The sequence below is a fragment of the Curtobacterium sp. MCLR17_039 genome (assembly GCF_003234745.1).
Taxonomy (GTDB): domain Bacteria; phylum Actinomycetota; class Actinomycetes; order Actinomycetales; family Microbacteriaceae; genus Curtobacterium; species Curtobacterium flaccumfaciens.
Map to the genome: position 1 here is coordinate 63,779 of NZ_QKTF01000006.1, position 15,257 is coordinate 79,035.

At 74.7% G+C, this 15,257-nt stretch carries 14 protein-coding genes; 13 read left to right on the forward strand and 1 reads right to left on the reverse strand.

The features are described from left to right. Positions 1–40: 40 nt before the first annotated feature. The 7 genes from DEJ00_RS09190 to DEJ00_RS09220 all read left to right on the forward strand — a co-directional run bounded on the left by DEJ00_RS09190 (position 41) and on the right by DEJ00_RS09220 (position 6,905). Entirely contained in the window at positions 41–598 is a 558-nt protein-coding gene (locus DEJ00_RS09190; RefSeq protein WP_111057134.1) for an HAD-IIIA family hydrolase, read from the forward strand. Further along, positions 595–1,674: a glycosyltransferase family 9 protein gene (locus DEJ00_RS09195; protein ID WP_111057135.1), complete on the forward strand. Its 1,080-nt coding sequence runs from the start codon at positions 595–597 to the stop codon at positions 1,672–1,674. The genes DEJ00_RS09190 and DEJ00_RS09195 overlap by 4 nt, the downstream gene beginning before the upstream one ends. Positions 1,675–1,761: 87 nt before the next feature. Next, positions 1,762–2,763, forward strand: coding sequence for a glycosyltransferase (locus tag DEJ00_RS09200; RefSeq protein ID WP_111057136.1), 1,002 nt, complete (start codon positions 1,762–1,764; stop codon positions 2,761–2,763). Continuing rightward, entirely contained in the window at positions 2,760–4,088 is a 1,329-nt protein-coding gene (locus DEJ00_RS09205; protein ID WP_111057137.1) for a glycosyltransferase, read from the forward strand. The genes DEJ00_RS09200 and DEJ00_RS09205 overlap by 4 nt, the downstream gene beginning before the upstream one ends. Next, entirely contained in the window at positions 4,085–4,708 is a 624-nt protein-coding gene (locus DEJ00_RS09210; protein WP_035808290.1) for an SIS domain-containing protein, read from the forward strand. Before DEJ00_RS09205 ends, DEJ00_RS09210 begins: the two co-directional genes overlap by 4 nt. Beyond that, positions 4,705–6,138: a PfkB family carbohydrate kinase gene (locus DEJ00_RS09215; protein ID WP_250897590.1), complete on the forward strand. Its 1,434-nt coding sequence runs from the start codon at positions 4,705–4,707 to the stop codon at positions 6,136–6,138. Before DEJ00_RS09210 ends, DEJ00_RS09215 begins: the two co-directional genes overlap by 4 nt. 62 nt (positions 6,139–6,200) lie before the next feature. Beyond that, on the forward strand, positions 6,201–6,905 hold the full coding sequence (locus tag DEJ00_RS09220; RefSeq protein ID WP_111057138.1) for an SDR family oxidoreductase: 705 nt from the start codon (positions 6,201–6,203) through the stop codon (positions 6,903–6,905). Positions 6,906–7,380: 475 nt separating this feature from the next. Here DEJ00_RS09220 and DEJ00_RS09225 read toward each other — a convergent pair whose 3' ends face one another. Beyond that, complete coding sequence (locus DEJ00_RS09225) at positions 7,381–8,469, reverse strand: glycosyltransferase family 9 protein (RefSeq protein WP_111057139.1); 1,089 nt, start codon at positions 8,467–8,469, stop codon at positions 7,381–7,383. A gap of 134 nt (positions 8,470–8,603) precedes the next feature. Between DEJ00_RS09225 and DEJ00_RS09230 the strand changes: the two genes are divergently transcribed. The 6 genes from DEJ00_RS09230 (at position 8,604) to DEJ00_RS09255 (ending at position 15,172) form a co-directional block, all read left to right on the forward strand. Beyond that, complete coding sequence (locus tag DEJ00_RS09230) at positions 8,604–10,100, forward strand: aldehyde dehydrogenase (RefSeq protein WP_111057140.1); 1,497 nt, start codon at positions 8,604–8,606, stop codon at positions 10,098–10,100. After that, positions 10,097–11,590 carry a D-glycero-beta-D-manno-heptose 1-phosphate adenylyltransferase gene (gene rfaE2, locus DEJ00_RS09235; RefSeq protein WP_111057141.1) on the forward strand — a complete coding sequence of 498 codons (1,494 nt, stop codon included), beginning with the start codon at positions 10,097–10,099 and terminating at the stop codon, positions 11,588–11,590. The genes DEJ00_RS09230 and rfaE2 overlap by 4 nt, the downstream gene beginning before the upstream one ends. Beyond that, positions 11,587–12,471 (forward strand): glycosyltransferase family 2 protein, encoded by an 885-nt coding sequence (locus DEJ00_RS09240; protein ID WP_071244664.1) that lies wholly within the window; start codon positions 11,587–11,589, stop codon positions 12,469–12,471. Before rfaE2 ends, DEJ00_RS09240 begins: the two co-directional genes overlap by 4 nt. A gap of 93 nt (positions 12,472–12,564) precedes the next feature. Then, positions 12,565–13,269, forward strand: coding sequence for a DedA family protein (locus DEJ00_RS09245; RefSeq protein ID WP_111057243.1), 705 nt, complete (start codon positions 12,565–12,567; stop codon positions 13,267–13,269). After that, positions 13,266–14,513, forward strand: coding sequence for a sensor histidine kinase (locus DEJ00_RS09250; RefSeq protein WP_111057142.1), 1,248 nt, complete (start codon positions 13,266–13,268; stop codon positions 14,511–14,513). The genes DEJ00_RS09245 and DEJ00_RS09250 overlap by 4 nt, the downstream gene beginning before the upstream one ends. Further along, the gene (locus DEJ00_RS09255; protein WP_111057143.1) at positions 14,510–15,172 is read left to right on the forward strand and encodes a response regulator transcription factor; all 663 of its coding nucleotides are present in this window, start codon (positions 14,510–14,512) and stop codon (positions 15,170–15,172) included. Before DEJ00_RS09250 ends, DEJ00_RS09255 begins: the two co-directional genes overlap by 4 nt. Positions 15,173–15,257 lie beyond the last annotated feature (85 nt).

The window sequence follows — 15,257 nt, forward strand, 5'->3', positions numbered from 1 at the left end:
CCTGGGGCGGCCCCCGGCCGTCGACCGGTAGTCACGGAGCATGGCCCTCGCACCGGACCGCGTCATCCGCGGCCTGCTCCTCGACCGCGACGACACCCTCGTGGTGGACGTCCCGTACAACGCGGACCCGCACCTGGTCGTCCCCGTCCCCGGTGCCCGGCGCGCCGTCGAACGGGCACGTGCCGCCGGGTTGCAGCTCGGTGTCGTCACGAACCAGTCGGTGATCGCGAAGGGCATGGCCACGCGCGGACAGGTCGACGCCACCAACGCCCGGGTCGACGAGCTCGTCGGCCCGTTCGACGTGTGGTGCGTCTGCCCGCACGACGCCGGTGACGACTGCGCGTGCCGGAAACCCCGGCCCGGGATGGTCCTCGACGCCGCCGAGCGGCTCGGCATCCCGCCGGAGTCGATCGTCGTCGTCGGTGACATCGGCGCCGACGTGCAGGCAGCCCGGAACGCCGGCGCGCAGGGGATCCTCGTGCCCACCCCGCGCACCCGCCGTCAGGAGGTCGACGAGGCCGACACCGTCGCCGCGGACCTGGACGAGGCCGTCACCCTGGTGCTCGAGCACGTCGGCAGCGTGGCGGACCGGGCGTGAGCGCCGGTCGGCGCGTCCTCGTCGCCCGGCTCGACTCCTTCGGCGACGTCCTGGTCGCCGGGCCCGCGGTCCGCGCAGTGGCCGCCGGTGCCGCGCACGTGACGATGCTGTGCGGTCCGCAGGGGGCGCCGGCCGCCGACCTGCTGCCCGGCATCGACCGGGTGCGGGTGTGGGCGGCACCGTGGGTCACCGAGACCGCACGCCCGATCGATGACGCCCTGCTCGCCGAGTTCCGCGCGCTGGTCGCCGAGGAACAGCCCGACGAGGCCGTCGTCCTGACGTCCTTCCACCAGTCGCCCCTGCCCCTCGCGCTGCTCCTGCGGCTGGCCGGGGTCCCCCGGGTCTCCGGGGCCTCGGTCGACCACCCCGGGTCACTGCTCGACGTGCGGCTGCGCCCCGGCGAGGACCTGCCCGAGGACCTCCCCGAGCCCGAGCGCGCGCTGCGGATCGCCGAGGCGGCGGGGTTCCGGCTGCCGCCGGACGACGACGGGAGGCTCGCGGTGCGCCACGACGCCGTCCTGCCCCCGCCCGTGGCCGGCCTCGACCGCTACGTGGTCGTCCACCCCGGAGCCAGCGTCCCGGCACGGTCGTGGCCGGAGTCCCACCACCGTGCGCTCGTCGCCGCCTACGCCGAGCGCGGCGTCCCCGTCGTCGTCACCGGCTCCCCCGGCGAACGCGCACTGACCGCCGCCGTGGCGGGCGACACCGGCATCGACCTCGGCGGCCGCACCAGCCCCGCCGAACTCGCGGCCGTCCTCGCCGGCGCCGAGGTCGTCGTCGTCGGGAACACCGGTCCGGCCCACCTCGCCGCGGCCGTCGGAGCGCCCATCGTGAGCCTGTTCTCGCCCGTCGTCCCCGCCGTGAAGTGGGCGCCGTACTCCCCGCTCGTCGAGCTGCTCGGCGACCAGGCCGCACCGTGCCGTCTCAGCCGCGCTCGCGAGTGCCCGGTCCCCGGCCACCCGTGCCTGTCCGGAGTGCGCATCGCGGACGTCCTGGAGGCCCACGAACGGCTCCTCGACCGCGTTTCGCGGACTGATCCGAGAAGTCTGCGGGGCGGCCCAGAAGGCGCTGCGTAGCGTGCGCCACTGCTTCTCCTGCTCCTTCTCCTGCTGCTCCGGCAGCGGCGGGGAGCGAGCCCATCGACACCGACCGGAAGGCCCTGCATGCGGATCCTCGTGTGGCACGTGCACGGCGGCTGGATGGACGCCTTCGTCCGCGGCCCCCACGAGTACCTCATCCCGACCACGCCGGCGCGCGACGCCTGGGGACTCGGCCGCGGTGGGCGCGACTGGCCGGACTCCGCGATCGAGATCGACCCGGCCGACGTCGCCGAGGCCGAGGTCGACGTGGTCGTCCTGCAGCGCACCGAGGAGCTCGAGGAAGCCCGTCGTCTGCTCGGTGGCCGTGACGTACCGATCGTCTTCGTGGAGCACAACGCGCCCCGGGTCGACGTGCCGAACAGCCTGCACCCGATGCGCGACCGCGACGACCTGACGATCGCGCACGTGACGCACTGGAACGCCCTGATGTGGGACTGCGGCACCACCCGGACCACCGTCGTCGAGCACGGCGTCGTCGACCCCGGCCCGCTGTACACCGGTGCGCTCGAGCGCCTCGGCGTCGTCATCAACGAACCCGTCCGGCGCAACCGTGTCGTCGGCACCGACCTGCTCCCCCGCTTCGCCGAGGTCGCGCCGGTCGACGTCTGGGGCATCGGCACCGAACGGCTGCCGGAGCTCGGCTTCGGCGACCGCGTGGTCGCGCAGGGCGACGTGAAGGCTGACCCCATGCACGCGGCGCTGGCCGAACGGCGGGCCTACGTGCACCCGAACCGCTGGACCTCGCTCGGCCTGTCGCTCATCGAGTCGATGCACATGGCCATGCCGGTCCTGGTGCTCGCGACGACGGACGCGGCCCGCACGGTCCCGGGTGAGGCCGGGGCGATCGCGACCGACGTCGAGGAGCTGGTGCGGGCCTCCAGGCTGCTGCTGGAGGACCCGGACGAGGCGCGTCGACGGGGACTCGTGGCGCGGGAGGCCGTGCTCGCACGGCACGCGCTCGGTCGGTTCCTGGCCGACTGGGACGACCTGCTCGGCGACGCCATCGCGCGCGGTGCGCGACGGAACCGTGCGGCGGGAGCCGCGCTCGAAGGGAGCCTGCGATGAAGATCGCCATGGTGTCCGAGCACGCGAGTCCGCTCGCCGTGCTCGGCGGGGTCGACGCCGGTGGGCAGAACGTCCACGTCGCCGAACTGTCCGGTGCGCTGGCCGACCGCGGCCACCACGTGACCGTCTACACGCGGCGCGACGACGCGTCGCAACCCGTCCGTGTGCCCCTGCGCCCCGGTGTGGACGTCGTGCACGTCGACGCCGGTCCCGCGCGTGCCGTGCCGAAGGACGAGCTGTTCCCGTTCATGGGGACGTTCGCGTCGGTGCTCGCCGCCGAGTGGTTCCTCGACCGTCCCGACGTGGTGCACGCGCACTTCTGGATGTCCGGGCACGCCGCCCTCGACGCGGTGACGCAGGTGCAGGCCCGGACCGGTGGGGTGCGGATCCCGGTGGTGCAGACCTTCCACGCCCTGGGTGTCGTGAAGCGCCGGCACCAGGGAGCCGCGGACACCAGCCCCGCCGAGCGCGAGTGGGTCGAACCCGCCGTCGGCCGGAGCGTCGACCAGGTCGTCGCGACGTGCTCGGACGAGGCGTTCGAACTCAAGGCCCTCGGCGTCCCGCTGCACCGCATCTCCGTCGTGCCGTGCGGGGTCGACGTCTCGCTCTTCCGTCCGGACGGCCCCGTCGAAGCGCGCGACCGTCCGCTCCGGGTGCTCACCGCCTCACGGCTCGTGCAGCGGAAGGGCGTCGGGACGACGATCGCCGCTCTCGCCGCGCTGGTCGAACAGGGCCGTGACGTCGAGCTCGTCGTCGTGGGCGGTGCCGGTGTCGCCGGGGCCGACCTGGTGGACGACCCCGAGTACCAGCGCCTCGACACCCTCGCCCGGTCGCTCGGCGTGCGCGACCACGTGACCTTCCGCGGGCAGCTCGGGCAGCACGACATGCCGGCCGTCTACCGCAGCGCCGACGTCGTCGTCTGCGCCCCCTGGTACGAGCCGTTCGGCATCGTGCCACTCGAGGCGATGGCCTGCGGCCGCCCGGTGGTCGCGTCGAGCGTCGGCGGGCTCATCGACACCGTCGTCGAGGACGCCACCGGCCTGCACGTGCCGCCGCGCGACGAGACCGCGGTCGCCGAGGCCGTCGGCGCACTGCTCGACGACCCGGAGCGCCGCGAGGCGTACGGCCGCGCCGGTCGACAGCGCGCCGAGTCCCGCTACACCTGGCAGAAGGTCGCGGCCGACAGCGAACGCGTCTACGAGCGCCTGCTCGCCGGCGCGACCTCGTCCGCCAGCACCACCGGGCCCGCCGCCGGCCGCTCGCGCACCACCCACGCCGGCCGGGTCACCCGCGCCGCGCAGTCGACGGAGAGGACCGCACGATGACCATCGACCAGCAGACCGGGCTCGAGGACCGCGCCGTCACCGACAGCGCCCGCGTCGTCGTCGACCACGTCGCGGCGTCGGTCCCCGTGATCGCCTCCCTCGTCGACCACCGGGACCACATCGCCGAGTGGGCGGACGACATCGCCGGGCGGCTCGTCGCCGGACGTCGGCTGCTCGCCGCGGGCAACGGCGGCTCGGCTGCCGAGGCGCAGCACCTGACGTCCGAGCTCACCGGCCGTTTCGAGGGCGACCGACCGGCGTACTCGGCCATCTCGCTGCACGCCGAGACCTCGGCCGTGACCGCCATCGGGAACGACTACGGCTACGACCAGGTGTTCGCGCGGCAGGTGTCGGCGCACGCCCGTGCCGGTGACGTCCTCGTGCTGCTGTCGACGAGCGGCAAGAGCCCGAACCTGCTGCGGGCCGCCGAGGCCGCACGTGCCGTGGGTGCCCGCTCCCTCGCGCTAACCGGGTCCGGACCGAACCCGCTCGCCGACCTGGTCGACGACGCGATCTGCATCGAGGGGCCGTCCGCCAACGTGCAGGAGGCGCAGCTCGTCCTGGTGCACGCGCTCTGCAAGGCGATGGAGCCGACGCTGCGTCGCGGGGGCCGTCGATGAGCGGCCCCGCTGCCGTCGCACCGCGTTCCGGCGCCGCCGGCGGCCGTTCCGCCGGACCGCGCTTCCGCATCGCCGTCGTCGGGGACACCCTGCTCGACGTCGACGTGTCGGGCACGAGCGAGCGCCTGAGCCCGGACGCCCCCGTCCCCGTGGTGGACGTCGCCACCGACGATCGCCGTGCCGGTGGCGCCGGACTCGTCGCGACGATGCTCGCCCGCGACGGCCACGACGTCACCCTGGTCACCGTCCTGAGCGACGACGGCCGGGCCCAGGAGATCCGTGACCTGCTGCCCGACGTCACGATCGTCGCCGGGCCCTCCGGCGTCCCCACCCCCGTGAAGACCCGCGTGCGCGTCGTCGACCACGCCCTCGTCCGGATCGACGAGGGCTGCGCGACCCCGCCCGTGCCCGAGGCCACCGACGCGATGACCGCCGCCCTCGACGGGGTCGACGCGATCGTCGTCGCCGACTACGGCCGCGGGGTCGCCGCTGCCCCGGCACTCCGTGACGCCCTCACCCGTGCGGCCGAGCGCCTGCCGGTGGTCTGGGACCCGCACCCCAAGGGCGCCGCCCCCGTCCCCGGCACCACCGTCGCCACGCCGAACGCTGCCGAGGCACGACGCTTCACCGACGTCGAGGGACACGGTGTGCCCTTCGCGACCGTCGCCGCCGCCCGGCTCGTCGAGCAGTGGCAGGCCGGCGCCGTCGCGGTGACGATGGGCGACCGCGGTGCGCTGCTCGCCGACGCCCAGGGCGACAGCCGCTTCGTGCCGGCTCCGTCCGTCAGCGCCGGGGACCCCTGCGGCGCCGGCGACCGGCTCGCGGCGGGAGTCGCCGTCGCACTGGCGTCCGGCGCGGACGTCCCCGAGGCCGTCTCCGCCGGCGTGGTCGCCGCGTCCGAGTACCTGGCCGCCGGTGGCGTCACCGCGCTCTTCGCCGACGACGGCCCCGCGCCGCTCGCCGTGCCCGGGGCCGACCGGGACGCCATGCGCCTGGTGCACGACGTCCGGAGCGCCGGCGGCACCGTCGTCGCGACCGGAGGCTGCTTCGACCTGCTGCACGCCGGGCACGCCCGCACCCTGTCGGCCGCCCGTGCACTCGGCGACTGCCTGGTCGTGTGCCTCAACTCGGACTCGTCGGTCCGCGCACTGAAGGGCCCGGACCGGCCGATCATGACCCAGGACGACCGGGTCGAGCTGCTCCTGGCACTCGACTGCGTCGACGCCGTCGTGGTGTTCGACGAGTCCACCCCCGACGAGGCCCTGCGCCGCTTCCGCCCGGACGTCTGGGCGAAGGGCGGCGACTACACCGCGAGCGAACTGCCCGAGACGGCGACCCTCGCCGAATGGGGTGGCCGAGTCGTCACCGTGCCGTTCCACCCGGGCCGCTCGACCACCCGGCTCGCCGCCGCGATCGAACGCGTCGGCTGAGCGTCCGCGCGCCGTTCCACACCAGCTCGACCACTTCCCGCACCACTACGCAAAGGACATCCATGCCCGTCCCCACCACCCCCATCGGCCGCGTCCTCGTCACCGGCGGCGCCTCCGGACTCGGCGCCGCCGTCGTGGCCGCCGTCACCGAGGCCGGCGGCACCCCGATCGTCCTCGACCTGCGGATCGACGCCGTCCCCGAGGGCGTCGACGCCGTCGCCGTGGACGTCTCGGACACCGACGCCGTCGAGCAGGCGGTCCGTGACGCCGCCGAGCGGCACGATGGCCTCGACGCCGTCGTCACCGCCGCCGGCATCGACACCCCCGCCCCGATCGACGCGATCTCGTCCGGCAAGTGGGAGCAGATCGTCGGCGTCAACCTGATCGGCACCGCCTCGACCGTGCGCGCCGCCCTGCCCGCCCTCGAGGCCACGCACGGCCGCGTCGTCACCATCTCCTCGTCGCTCGCCCTGCGCGGCGTCGGCGACGGCACCGCGTACTCGGCGTCGAAGTTCGGTGTCCGCGGGTTCTCGCAGGCGCTGGCCGCCGAGACCGCCGGTCGCATCGGCGTGACCAACATCATCCCCGCCGGGATGCGCACGAACTTCTTTGCCGACCGGACCGAGCAGTACAAGCCGGGCCCGGACGCGCAGCTCATCGAGCCGGAGTACGTCGCGAACTCGATCATCTTCGCGTTGTCGCAGCCGGCCGGCTGCGAGATCCGCGAGCTGTCGATCATGCCGGCGACGGAGCCGAGCTGGCCGTAGTCGGTCGCCGCTGACGGACGGGAGGCGCGGTGCCGGCTGGCACCGCGCCTCCCGTGTGTCCGTGCATGTGCCGGGCACTGGTGCGCGCTTCCGCACCCCGTGCGAGGGCCGGAGCGTCCCACGGAGTGTGGAACCTCGCACCGGCGCAAGTGGCGCCACACGGCGCGGCCTGGAGGCGCGTGCCGGGCTGGCACCGCGCCTCCCGGCCGTCAGCCGCGCGCGTCCACCGCTCGGTGCGAGCTTCCGCACTCCGTGCGAGGGCCGGGGCGTCCCACGGAGTGTGGAACCTCGCACCGGGCGCTCGTGACGCGCCACGGCGCGGACTGGAGGCGCGTGCCGGGCTCGCACCGCGCCTCCCGGCCGTCCGACGGTCGCGTCCACCGCTCGGTGCGCGCTTCCGCACTCCGTGCGAGGGCCGGAGCGTCCCACGGAGTGTGGAACCTCGCACCGGGCGCTCGTCGCGCCGTGCGCAGCGTCAGACCGTGCGGAGCAGGTCCTCGACGTCGGCGAGGACGGCCTCCGGCTCGACCTGGTCGACGTAGGACGGGTCGTGCTCACACCGCTCGGCGGTCCAGCCGACCTGGGTCACGTCCGCGCCGCACACCGGGCACTGCGTCACGAAGGACAGGTGCACGCGGTGCCGACCGCGGTCGAACGGCCCGGCGTTGATCACGTTGCCGAACCAGAACACGCCGACGGTCGGGGTGCCCACGGCGACGGCGAGGTGCCGTGGGCCGGAGTCGTCGCCGACCATGACGTCGGCGGCGGCGAGGACGTCGGGCAGTTCACGCAGCGGCAGTGACCCGGTGAGGTCGTGGACGCGCTCCCGCAGCTCGGGCGGCAGCGACGCGACGATGGCGGACGACGCCGGCACGTCCGAGTCGTCACCGACGAGCACCACGTCGTCCCCGGCGGCGAGCCGGGCACGGGCGACCTCGGCGAAGCGCGAGGGGCTCCAGCGGCGACGCGGGTCGGTGGCACCGGGGTGGATCGCCACGAGTCGTCCCCGGACCCCGAGGCGCTGCCGGACCCCGGCCCGCGCGGCCTCGGGGACGCGCAGTCGGGGGTCGAGGGTGACCGGTTCGGCGCCGGCGAGCGAGGCCACCTCGAGCGCCCGGACGACCTCGTGCTGGTAGTAGACGTAGCGGACCCAGCGTTCCAGGACCTCGGCGTCCTCGGTGGCGGTGCCCACGGTGTGACGGGCGCCGAGCCGGAGCAGGAACGGGTTCGAGTTGCGGCCACCGCCGTGCACCTGCACCGCGAGGTCGAAGCGCCCGTGCAGCCGGTCGAAGAAGTCCTGCTCGGTCGGTGCGCCCTCGCCGGAGTCCCGGACGCCGGGGACGACGGGGAGCTCCTCGAAGGCGTGGACGGCGTCGGTGCGACCCTCGAGCACCGGCCGCGACGACGGTGCCCCGAGCAACGTGATCCGGGCTCCGGGGTACGCGGCGGCCAGGGCCTCGACCGCCGGGAGGGCGAACATCAGGTCGCCCAGTCCCCCACCGCGGAGCACCGCGATCTCGCTGACACCGTCGAACCGTTCTCCGCCCACACCGATCTGTTGCACAGCTCCACGTCTACCGGTCGGACCCGTCCGGACGCCCAGCAGCGCCCCCGGATGGACGAGAAGCGCGATGCCGTGACCGCACACAGCGGAGCACGAGCACCGTGTGAGGCCCCGCCCGCCTCCGGAAGGACCCCATGACGATCGCACCCCCCGCCGCCGACGACCTCGTGGTGACCGACCCCGTGAACGGTTCGATCGCGTCCACCGTGCGCCGCTCGACCGAGGACGACGTCCGCAACGCCGTCGCCCGTGCCCGTACCGCTGCCGGTGCCTGGGCCCGCACCGCGCCGGCCGAGCGCGGTGCAATGCTGCACGCCGCGGCCGAGCACCTCCGTGCGCACGCGCAGGAGCTGGCGGACCTGAACACCCGCGAGACCGGCAAGGTGCCCGGCGACGCCCTCGGTGGGGTCGAGGCCGGCATCGGCACGCTCGTGCAGTACGCCGAGCTCGGGCCGGTGCACCGGGGTGAGGCCCTGCGCGGGCAGTTCGGTGCCGCCGACTGGTCGGTGCCGCACCCGCGCGGCGTGGTGCTCGCCCTGACGCCGTGGAACGACCCGGTCGCCGTGGCCTGCGGGATCCTCGGAGCAGCGATCGTCACGGGCAACACGGTGGTGCACAAGGGCAGCGAACGGTGCCCCGCGACCTTCGCCCGGCTCAACGCGCTGCTCGCCGAGGTCCTGCCTGACGGTGTGCTCATCGGCGTCGACGGCGACGCGACCACCGGCGAGCAGCTCCTGGCGCAGGAGGGCATCGACGTCTACGCGCACGTCGGGTCGACCGCGACCGGTGACCGCCTGAGCGAGGTGGCCGCGACCACCCGCGCCCACGTCATCCGCGAGAACGGCGGCAACGACCCCGTCGTCGTCGACGCCGACGTCGACCCGGAGTGGGCTGCCGCACAGGTCGCCCTCGGCGCCTTCGCGAACACCGGCCAGATCTGCACCAGCGTCGAGCGGGTGTACGTGCACCAGGACGTCGCCGAGCCCTTCGTCGCCGCGCTGGTCGCCGAGGCGGAGCGCCGCACGGCCGCACCCGCAGCCGAGTTCGGACCCCTCGTGGACGACCGGCTGCGCGAGCTGGTGCAGCACCACGTCGACGACGCGATCGCCCGCGGTGCCGTCGCCCGAACCGGTGGCGTCACGCCCGGCGGGCTCGGATCGTTCTACCCGGCGACCGTCCTGACCGACTGCACGGACGACATGCTCGTGCTGACCGAGGAGACCTTCGGCCCGATCGCCCCGGTGCGCGTCGTGTCGGACTTCGCGGAGGGCCTCCGGCTCGCCGCGGCCGACCGCTACGGCCTCGCAGCCACGGTGCTGACGAACGACACCGCACACGCGCTCCGTGCCGCGGCCGAGCTGCCCGTCGGCACCGTCAAGGTGAACGCCGTGTTCGGTGGCGCTCCGGGCGGCAGCGCCCAGCCCCGCGGTGCCTCGGGCGCCGGGTTCGGGTACGGCCCGCACCTGCTCGACGAGATGACGACCACGACCGTGGTGCACCTCGAGGCCGCGCCGCCGCGCCGCACCGCAGCCACCAGCACCACCACGGCCGACGCCGGCCCCGCAGCCGCTGCCGCTGCCGCTGCCGGCGCCACCGCCGGCAGCGCCGACACCGTGGGAGGCACCCGATGACCGCCGACGTCCGGCTGGTCCGTGACCTCGTCGCCACGATCGACGACCGCGAGCCCCTCGTCGTCGTCATCGGCGACTGCATCCTCGACCGCTGGACCGTCGGCGAGGCCGAGCGGGTCTCCCGCGAGGCCCCGGCCCCCGTCGTCCGCGTCACCGAGACCATCGCGGTGCCGGGCGGCGCGGCGAACACGGCCGTGAACGCCCGTGCCCTGGGCGCCCGGGTCCGCATGGTGGGGCTCATCGGTGACGACGAGGCCGGTGACGTCCTGCGCCAGCGGCTCGAGGCAGCCGGCGTCGACACGTCGTTCCTGGTCGAGATCCCCGGCGCCCGCACCACGACGAAGTCGCGCGTGGTCGGCGGTGACCGCGTCGTGGTCCGGGTCGACGAGCTGGCCGCGACCCCGACCGCCGAGCACGGCGAACGCCTCGCCCGCTCGGTGGCCCGCGCCATCCGGTGCGCCGACGCCGCCGTCGTGTGCGACTACGGCCTGGGCGTCCGCGCCGAGGACGTCGTGCCCATGCTCGACCGTGACCGCCCCGGCGCCGTCGTCGTCGACGCGCACGACCTGACCCGCTGGGCCGCGCTGCACCCCGACCTCGTCACGCCGAACGCCGGTGAGACCGCCGCACTGCTCGGCACGGAGCTCGGCAACGGTGCCGACCGCGTCGGCACCGTCGTCGCAGCCCGTGCCGACGTGCTCGCCCGCAGTGGCGCCCGTGCCGCGGCGGTCACGCTCGACCGCGACGGCACCGTGCTGCTCGAGCCCGGCTCCGACCAGGGGTTCCGCACGCGTGCGACGCCAGCCTCGGAGCAGCAGGCCTCCGGCGCCGGTGACACCTTCTGCGCCGCCGCGACCGTCGCCCTCGCCGTGCAGGCACCCCTGCGCGACGCCGTCGCGGTCGCCCAGGCCGCTGCCGACGTCGTCGTCCGCGAGGCCGGCACGTCCGTCTGCACCGCCGCCGCCCTGCTCGACTCGGTGACCGCGCCGGCGGCGACCGTCGTCGACCACGACGAGCTCGCCACCGCGGTCGAGGCCGCACGGCAGGCCGGCCGTCGCGTCGTCTTCACGAACGGCTGCTTCGACGTCGTGCACCGCGGGCACACCACCTACCTGCGCCAGGCCCGTGACCTGGGCGACCTGCTCGTCGTCGCACTGAACGACGACGACTCGGTGCGCCGGCTGAAGGGCCCGGAGCGGCCGATCAACCCGGCCGAGGACCGCGCCGGCGTGCTCGCCGCGCTGGCCTGCGTCGACCTGGTCACGGTGTTCGCGACGGATACCCCCATCCCGCTCATCGAGCGGCTGCGCCCCGAGGTCTACGTCAAGGGCGGGGACTACTCCCCCGAGATGCTGACCGAGACCGAGGTCGTGCGCGGCTACGGCGGCGAGGTCGTCATGGTCGACTACGTGCCCGAGCACTCCACCAGCGCCGTCGTGCGCCGGATCCGCGAAGCCGCTGCGCGGCCCGAACCGGACCCGGCACCGTGACCGCCCGCTGGTCCGGGTCCTGGGCGAAGGCCCCCGATCCAGCGGACACGAGCACGGTCGACGTCGACGTGCTCATCCCGACCGTCGGCAGGCCGGCCGAGCTCGCCACGACGCTCGCCGGCCTCGCCGCCCAGACCGACGTCGACCTGCGCGTCGTCCTCAGCGACCAGTCCGCGGACGGAGACGCCGCCAGCGCGCCGGCGGTCGCCGCGATGCTCCGCGTCCTGGAGGCGCAGGGCCGGCCCGTCACGCTCCTCACCCACCCGGAACGGCGTGGCCTGGCAGAGCACCGGCAGTTCCTGCTCGACCACGCCGAGGCCGCCGCGGTGCTGTTCCTCGACGACGACGTCTGGCTCGAGCCGGGGTCGATCGCGCGGATGCTCGACGCGCTCCGCACCCTGGGCTGCGGGTTCGTCGGCAGCGCCGTGCAGGGCCTGTCGTACCTGCAGGACCGACGCCCCCACGAGACCTCGGTGTTCGAGCGGTGGGACGGCCCGGTCGTACCCGAGGTGGTGCGCCGCGGGACCCCCGGCTTCGACCGCTGGTCGCTGCACAACGCCGCGAACCCGACGCACGTCGCCGCCGACCTCGACCTGCACCCCGGCGAGTGGGTGCCCTATCGCGTCGCGTGGGTCGGCGCCTGCGCGCTGTACGACCGTCGTGCGCTCGAGGAGGTCGGGGGCTTCCGGTTCTGGGACACCCTGCCGCCCGAGCACGCCGGCGAGGACGTCGTCGCGCAGTGGCGGGTGATGGAACGGTTCGGCGGTGCGGGCATCATGCCCTCGGGTGCCGTGCACCTGGAGGCCCCGACCACCGTCGTCGACCGCCGGGTGGACGCGCCCGACGTGGTCTTCGCGGACGGGAACGTCATACCGCGGTAGGGGGTGGTCGAGACCACCGCGGGATGGCCGGCGCGCGCCGGTTCCGTAGCGTCGTCCTCGTCGACGAGTTCCGTCGGCGGGAGGGAGCACCCCGTGTTCGACCAGATCACCCCGCTCGTCGTCGAGCTGGCCGCGAGTCCGCTCGTCTACGTCGTCCTCTTCGCCCTGTGCCTGGTGGACGGCTTCTTCCCGCCGGTGCCGAGCGAGTCCGCCCTGGTCGCGATCGCCGCCGTCGCAGCGACGTCCGGACAGCCCGTGCTCGCCGTGGTGCTCGCCGCCGCCGCCCTCGGAGCGATCGCCGGTGATTCGATCGCGTACTGGATCGGGCGCCGGATCGGGTTCGCCCGGCTGGCCCGGTCGAAGCGACCTCGGATCGCAGCGGCCTTCGCGTTCGCTGAGCGGCAGATGCAGCGCCGCTCGGCCAGCCTCATCCTGACCGGGCGCTTCATCCCGGTCGGCCGGGTCGCGGTCAACATGACCGCCGGCGCGACCGGCCTGCCCTACCGCCGGTTCCTCGCGATCAGCGCGATCGCGGGTGTGGCGTGGTCGGCGGTGTCGATCGGGATCGCCCTGGCCGCGTCGAGCGTGCTGCACGAACCGATCGTCGCGGCCCTGGTGTCGATGGTGGTCGCCGCCGGGCTCGGGATCGCGGTCGACCGGGTGCTCGGTAGCATCAGCCGCAGGCGCGAAGCCCGCGAGGCCCGCGCTGCCGCCGCCGCCGCTGCCGCTGCCACACCCGCCCCCGCCACCGCACCCGAGCCCTGCCTCGTCCGAACCGGAGAGACCTCCCGCCCGTGACCGTCGTCCCGAAGCCCCGACCCGCCTGGGTCCGGCCTGCCGTGCAGATCGGCTTCGTCGTCGTCGTGGTGTCCCTGTTCGCCGTCGCCGCACCCGTGACCGCGGTGTTCTACGGCGTCCCCGTGCCGCTCGCGATGCTCGCGACCGCCGTGCTGTCGGCGAGCATCGGCCTTGCACCGCTCGTCCCCCGCACGGCGTCGGTCGCGCACCTCGCCGCCCTCGCCGGCCTCGGTATCCTGACGGCACCCGGCACCGTCGGGCCCTGGCCGGTCTCGGTCACGAGCATCATCGGCCTGAGCGTGATGCTCGTCGTGCTGGGTGTCCGCACCACCTGGCTGCTCACCGCGGTGGTCTGGGTCGCGGCGACGCTGCTCACCCTGCTGCTCATCGGCGTGACGCCCGACCGGTGGGGGCAGGTCGACGTCTGGGCGACGAGCTTCGTGGTGAGTGCCGGCGACACCCTCGTCGTGGCGGCCGCTGCGGTGGTCATCGGGCAGCGCCGGACCGTGCGCGAGGAGCTCGCCGCCGCCCGCCGCGACACCGAGCTCGAGCAGGCCCGACGCCGGACGGTCGAGGAGCGCTCCCGGATCGCCCGTGAACTCCACGACGTCGTCGCCCACAGCATGTCCGTCGTGCACATGCAGGCCGAGTCCGCCCCGTACCGCGTCGCGGACCTGCCGCCGGAGGCCCGGACCGAGTTCGCCGCGATCGCCGAGACCTCGCGCACGGCCCTGCGGGAGATGCGGCAGCTGCTCGGCACCCTGCGTGGCGACGCCGACGCCGAGCGCGCACCGCAGCCGCGGCTCGCCGACCTGCACGCGCTCGTGCAGGCCACACGCGCGGCCGGCATCCCCGTCGAGCTCCGACTCGACGAGGGGCTCGACCCAGACCTCGACGACGTCGACCGGCTCGCGCAGCTCACCGTGTACCGGGTCGTGCAGGAGGCGCTCGGCAACGTGGCCCGGCACGCGCCCGGTGCGACCACCGTGGTGACGGTCGGGAGGCACGGGCCGGCCCTCACGGTCGAGGTCGCCAACACCGCGCCACCGGTCGGCAGCGTGCCCGGTGCGCCGCCGGACGACGGCGGCTTCGGCCTGGCGGGGATGCGCGAGCGGGTCGCCGCGCTCCGCGGCACCATCGACCACGGGCCGGACCCGGACGGCGGCTTCCGCGTCGCCGTCAGTCTGCCCACCCGGCCCACCGCGACCGCGTCGCAGCCGACGGCCGACGGGGGAACGCGATGACGCGGGTGATGGTGGTCGACGACCAGCAGATGTTCCGTGTCGGACTGCGGGCGATCCTCCAGGCCCAGGACGACGTCGAGGTCGTCGGCGAGGCAGCGAACGGGGCCGAGGCGGTCGTCATGGCGATCCGGCTCCGGCCGGACGTGATCCTGATGGACGTCCGGATGCCGGAGCTCGACGGGATCGAGGCGACCCGGCGGATCACCGCGGCGCCCGCGGAGTCGCCCGTTCGCGTGGTGATGCTCACGACGTTCGACATCGACGACTACGTGTTCGACGCGCTCCGTGCCGGGGCGAGCGGCTTCCTGCTCAAGGACGCGAGCGCCGAGGAACTCGTGCAGGCCGTGCGGACCGTCGCAGCCGGCGACTCCCTGCTCGCACCGAGGGTGACCCGGCACCTCGTCGAGGCCTTCGTCGCCGGTCCGCAGCCGACGGCCCCGCGGACCGAGGTGCTCGACGTGCTGACCGACCGGGAGCGCGACGTGTTCCTGCTGATGGCGCGGGGGCGGTCGAATGGTGAGATCGCGGCGGAGCTGTTCATCGCGGAGCAGACCGTGAAGACCCACGTCGGCCGGGTCCTGGCGAAGCTGCAGCTGCGGGACCGGGTACACGCCGTCGTGCTGGCCTACGAGAGCGGGCTGGTCACGCCGTCCGCGTGAGGTGCGGGCCCGAGACGTGACCGCAGACGGACAGGAGGCCCGGTGCCAGCTGGCACCGGGCCTCCTGTCAGAGGTGTGGTCGCGA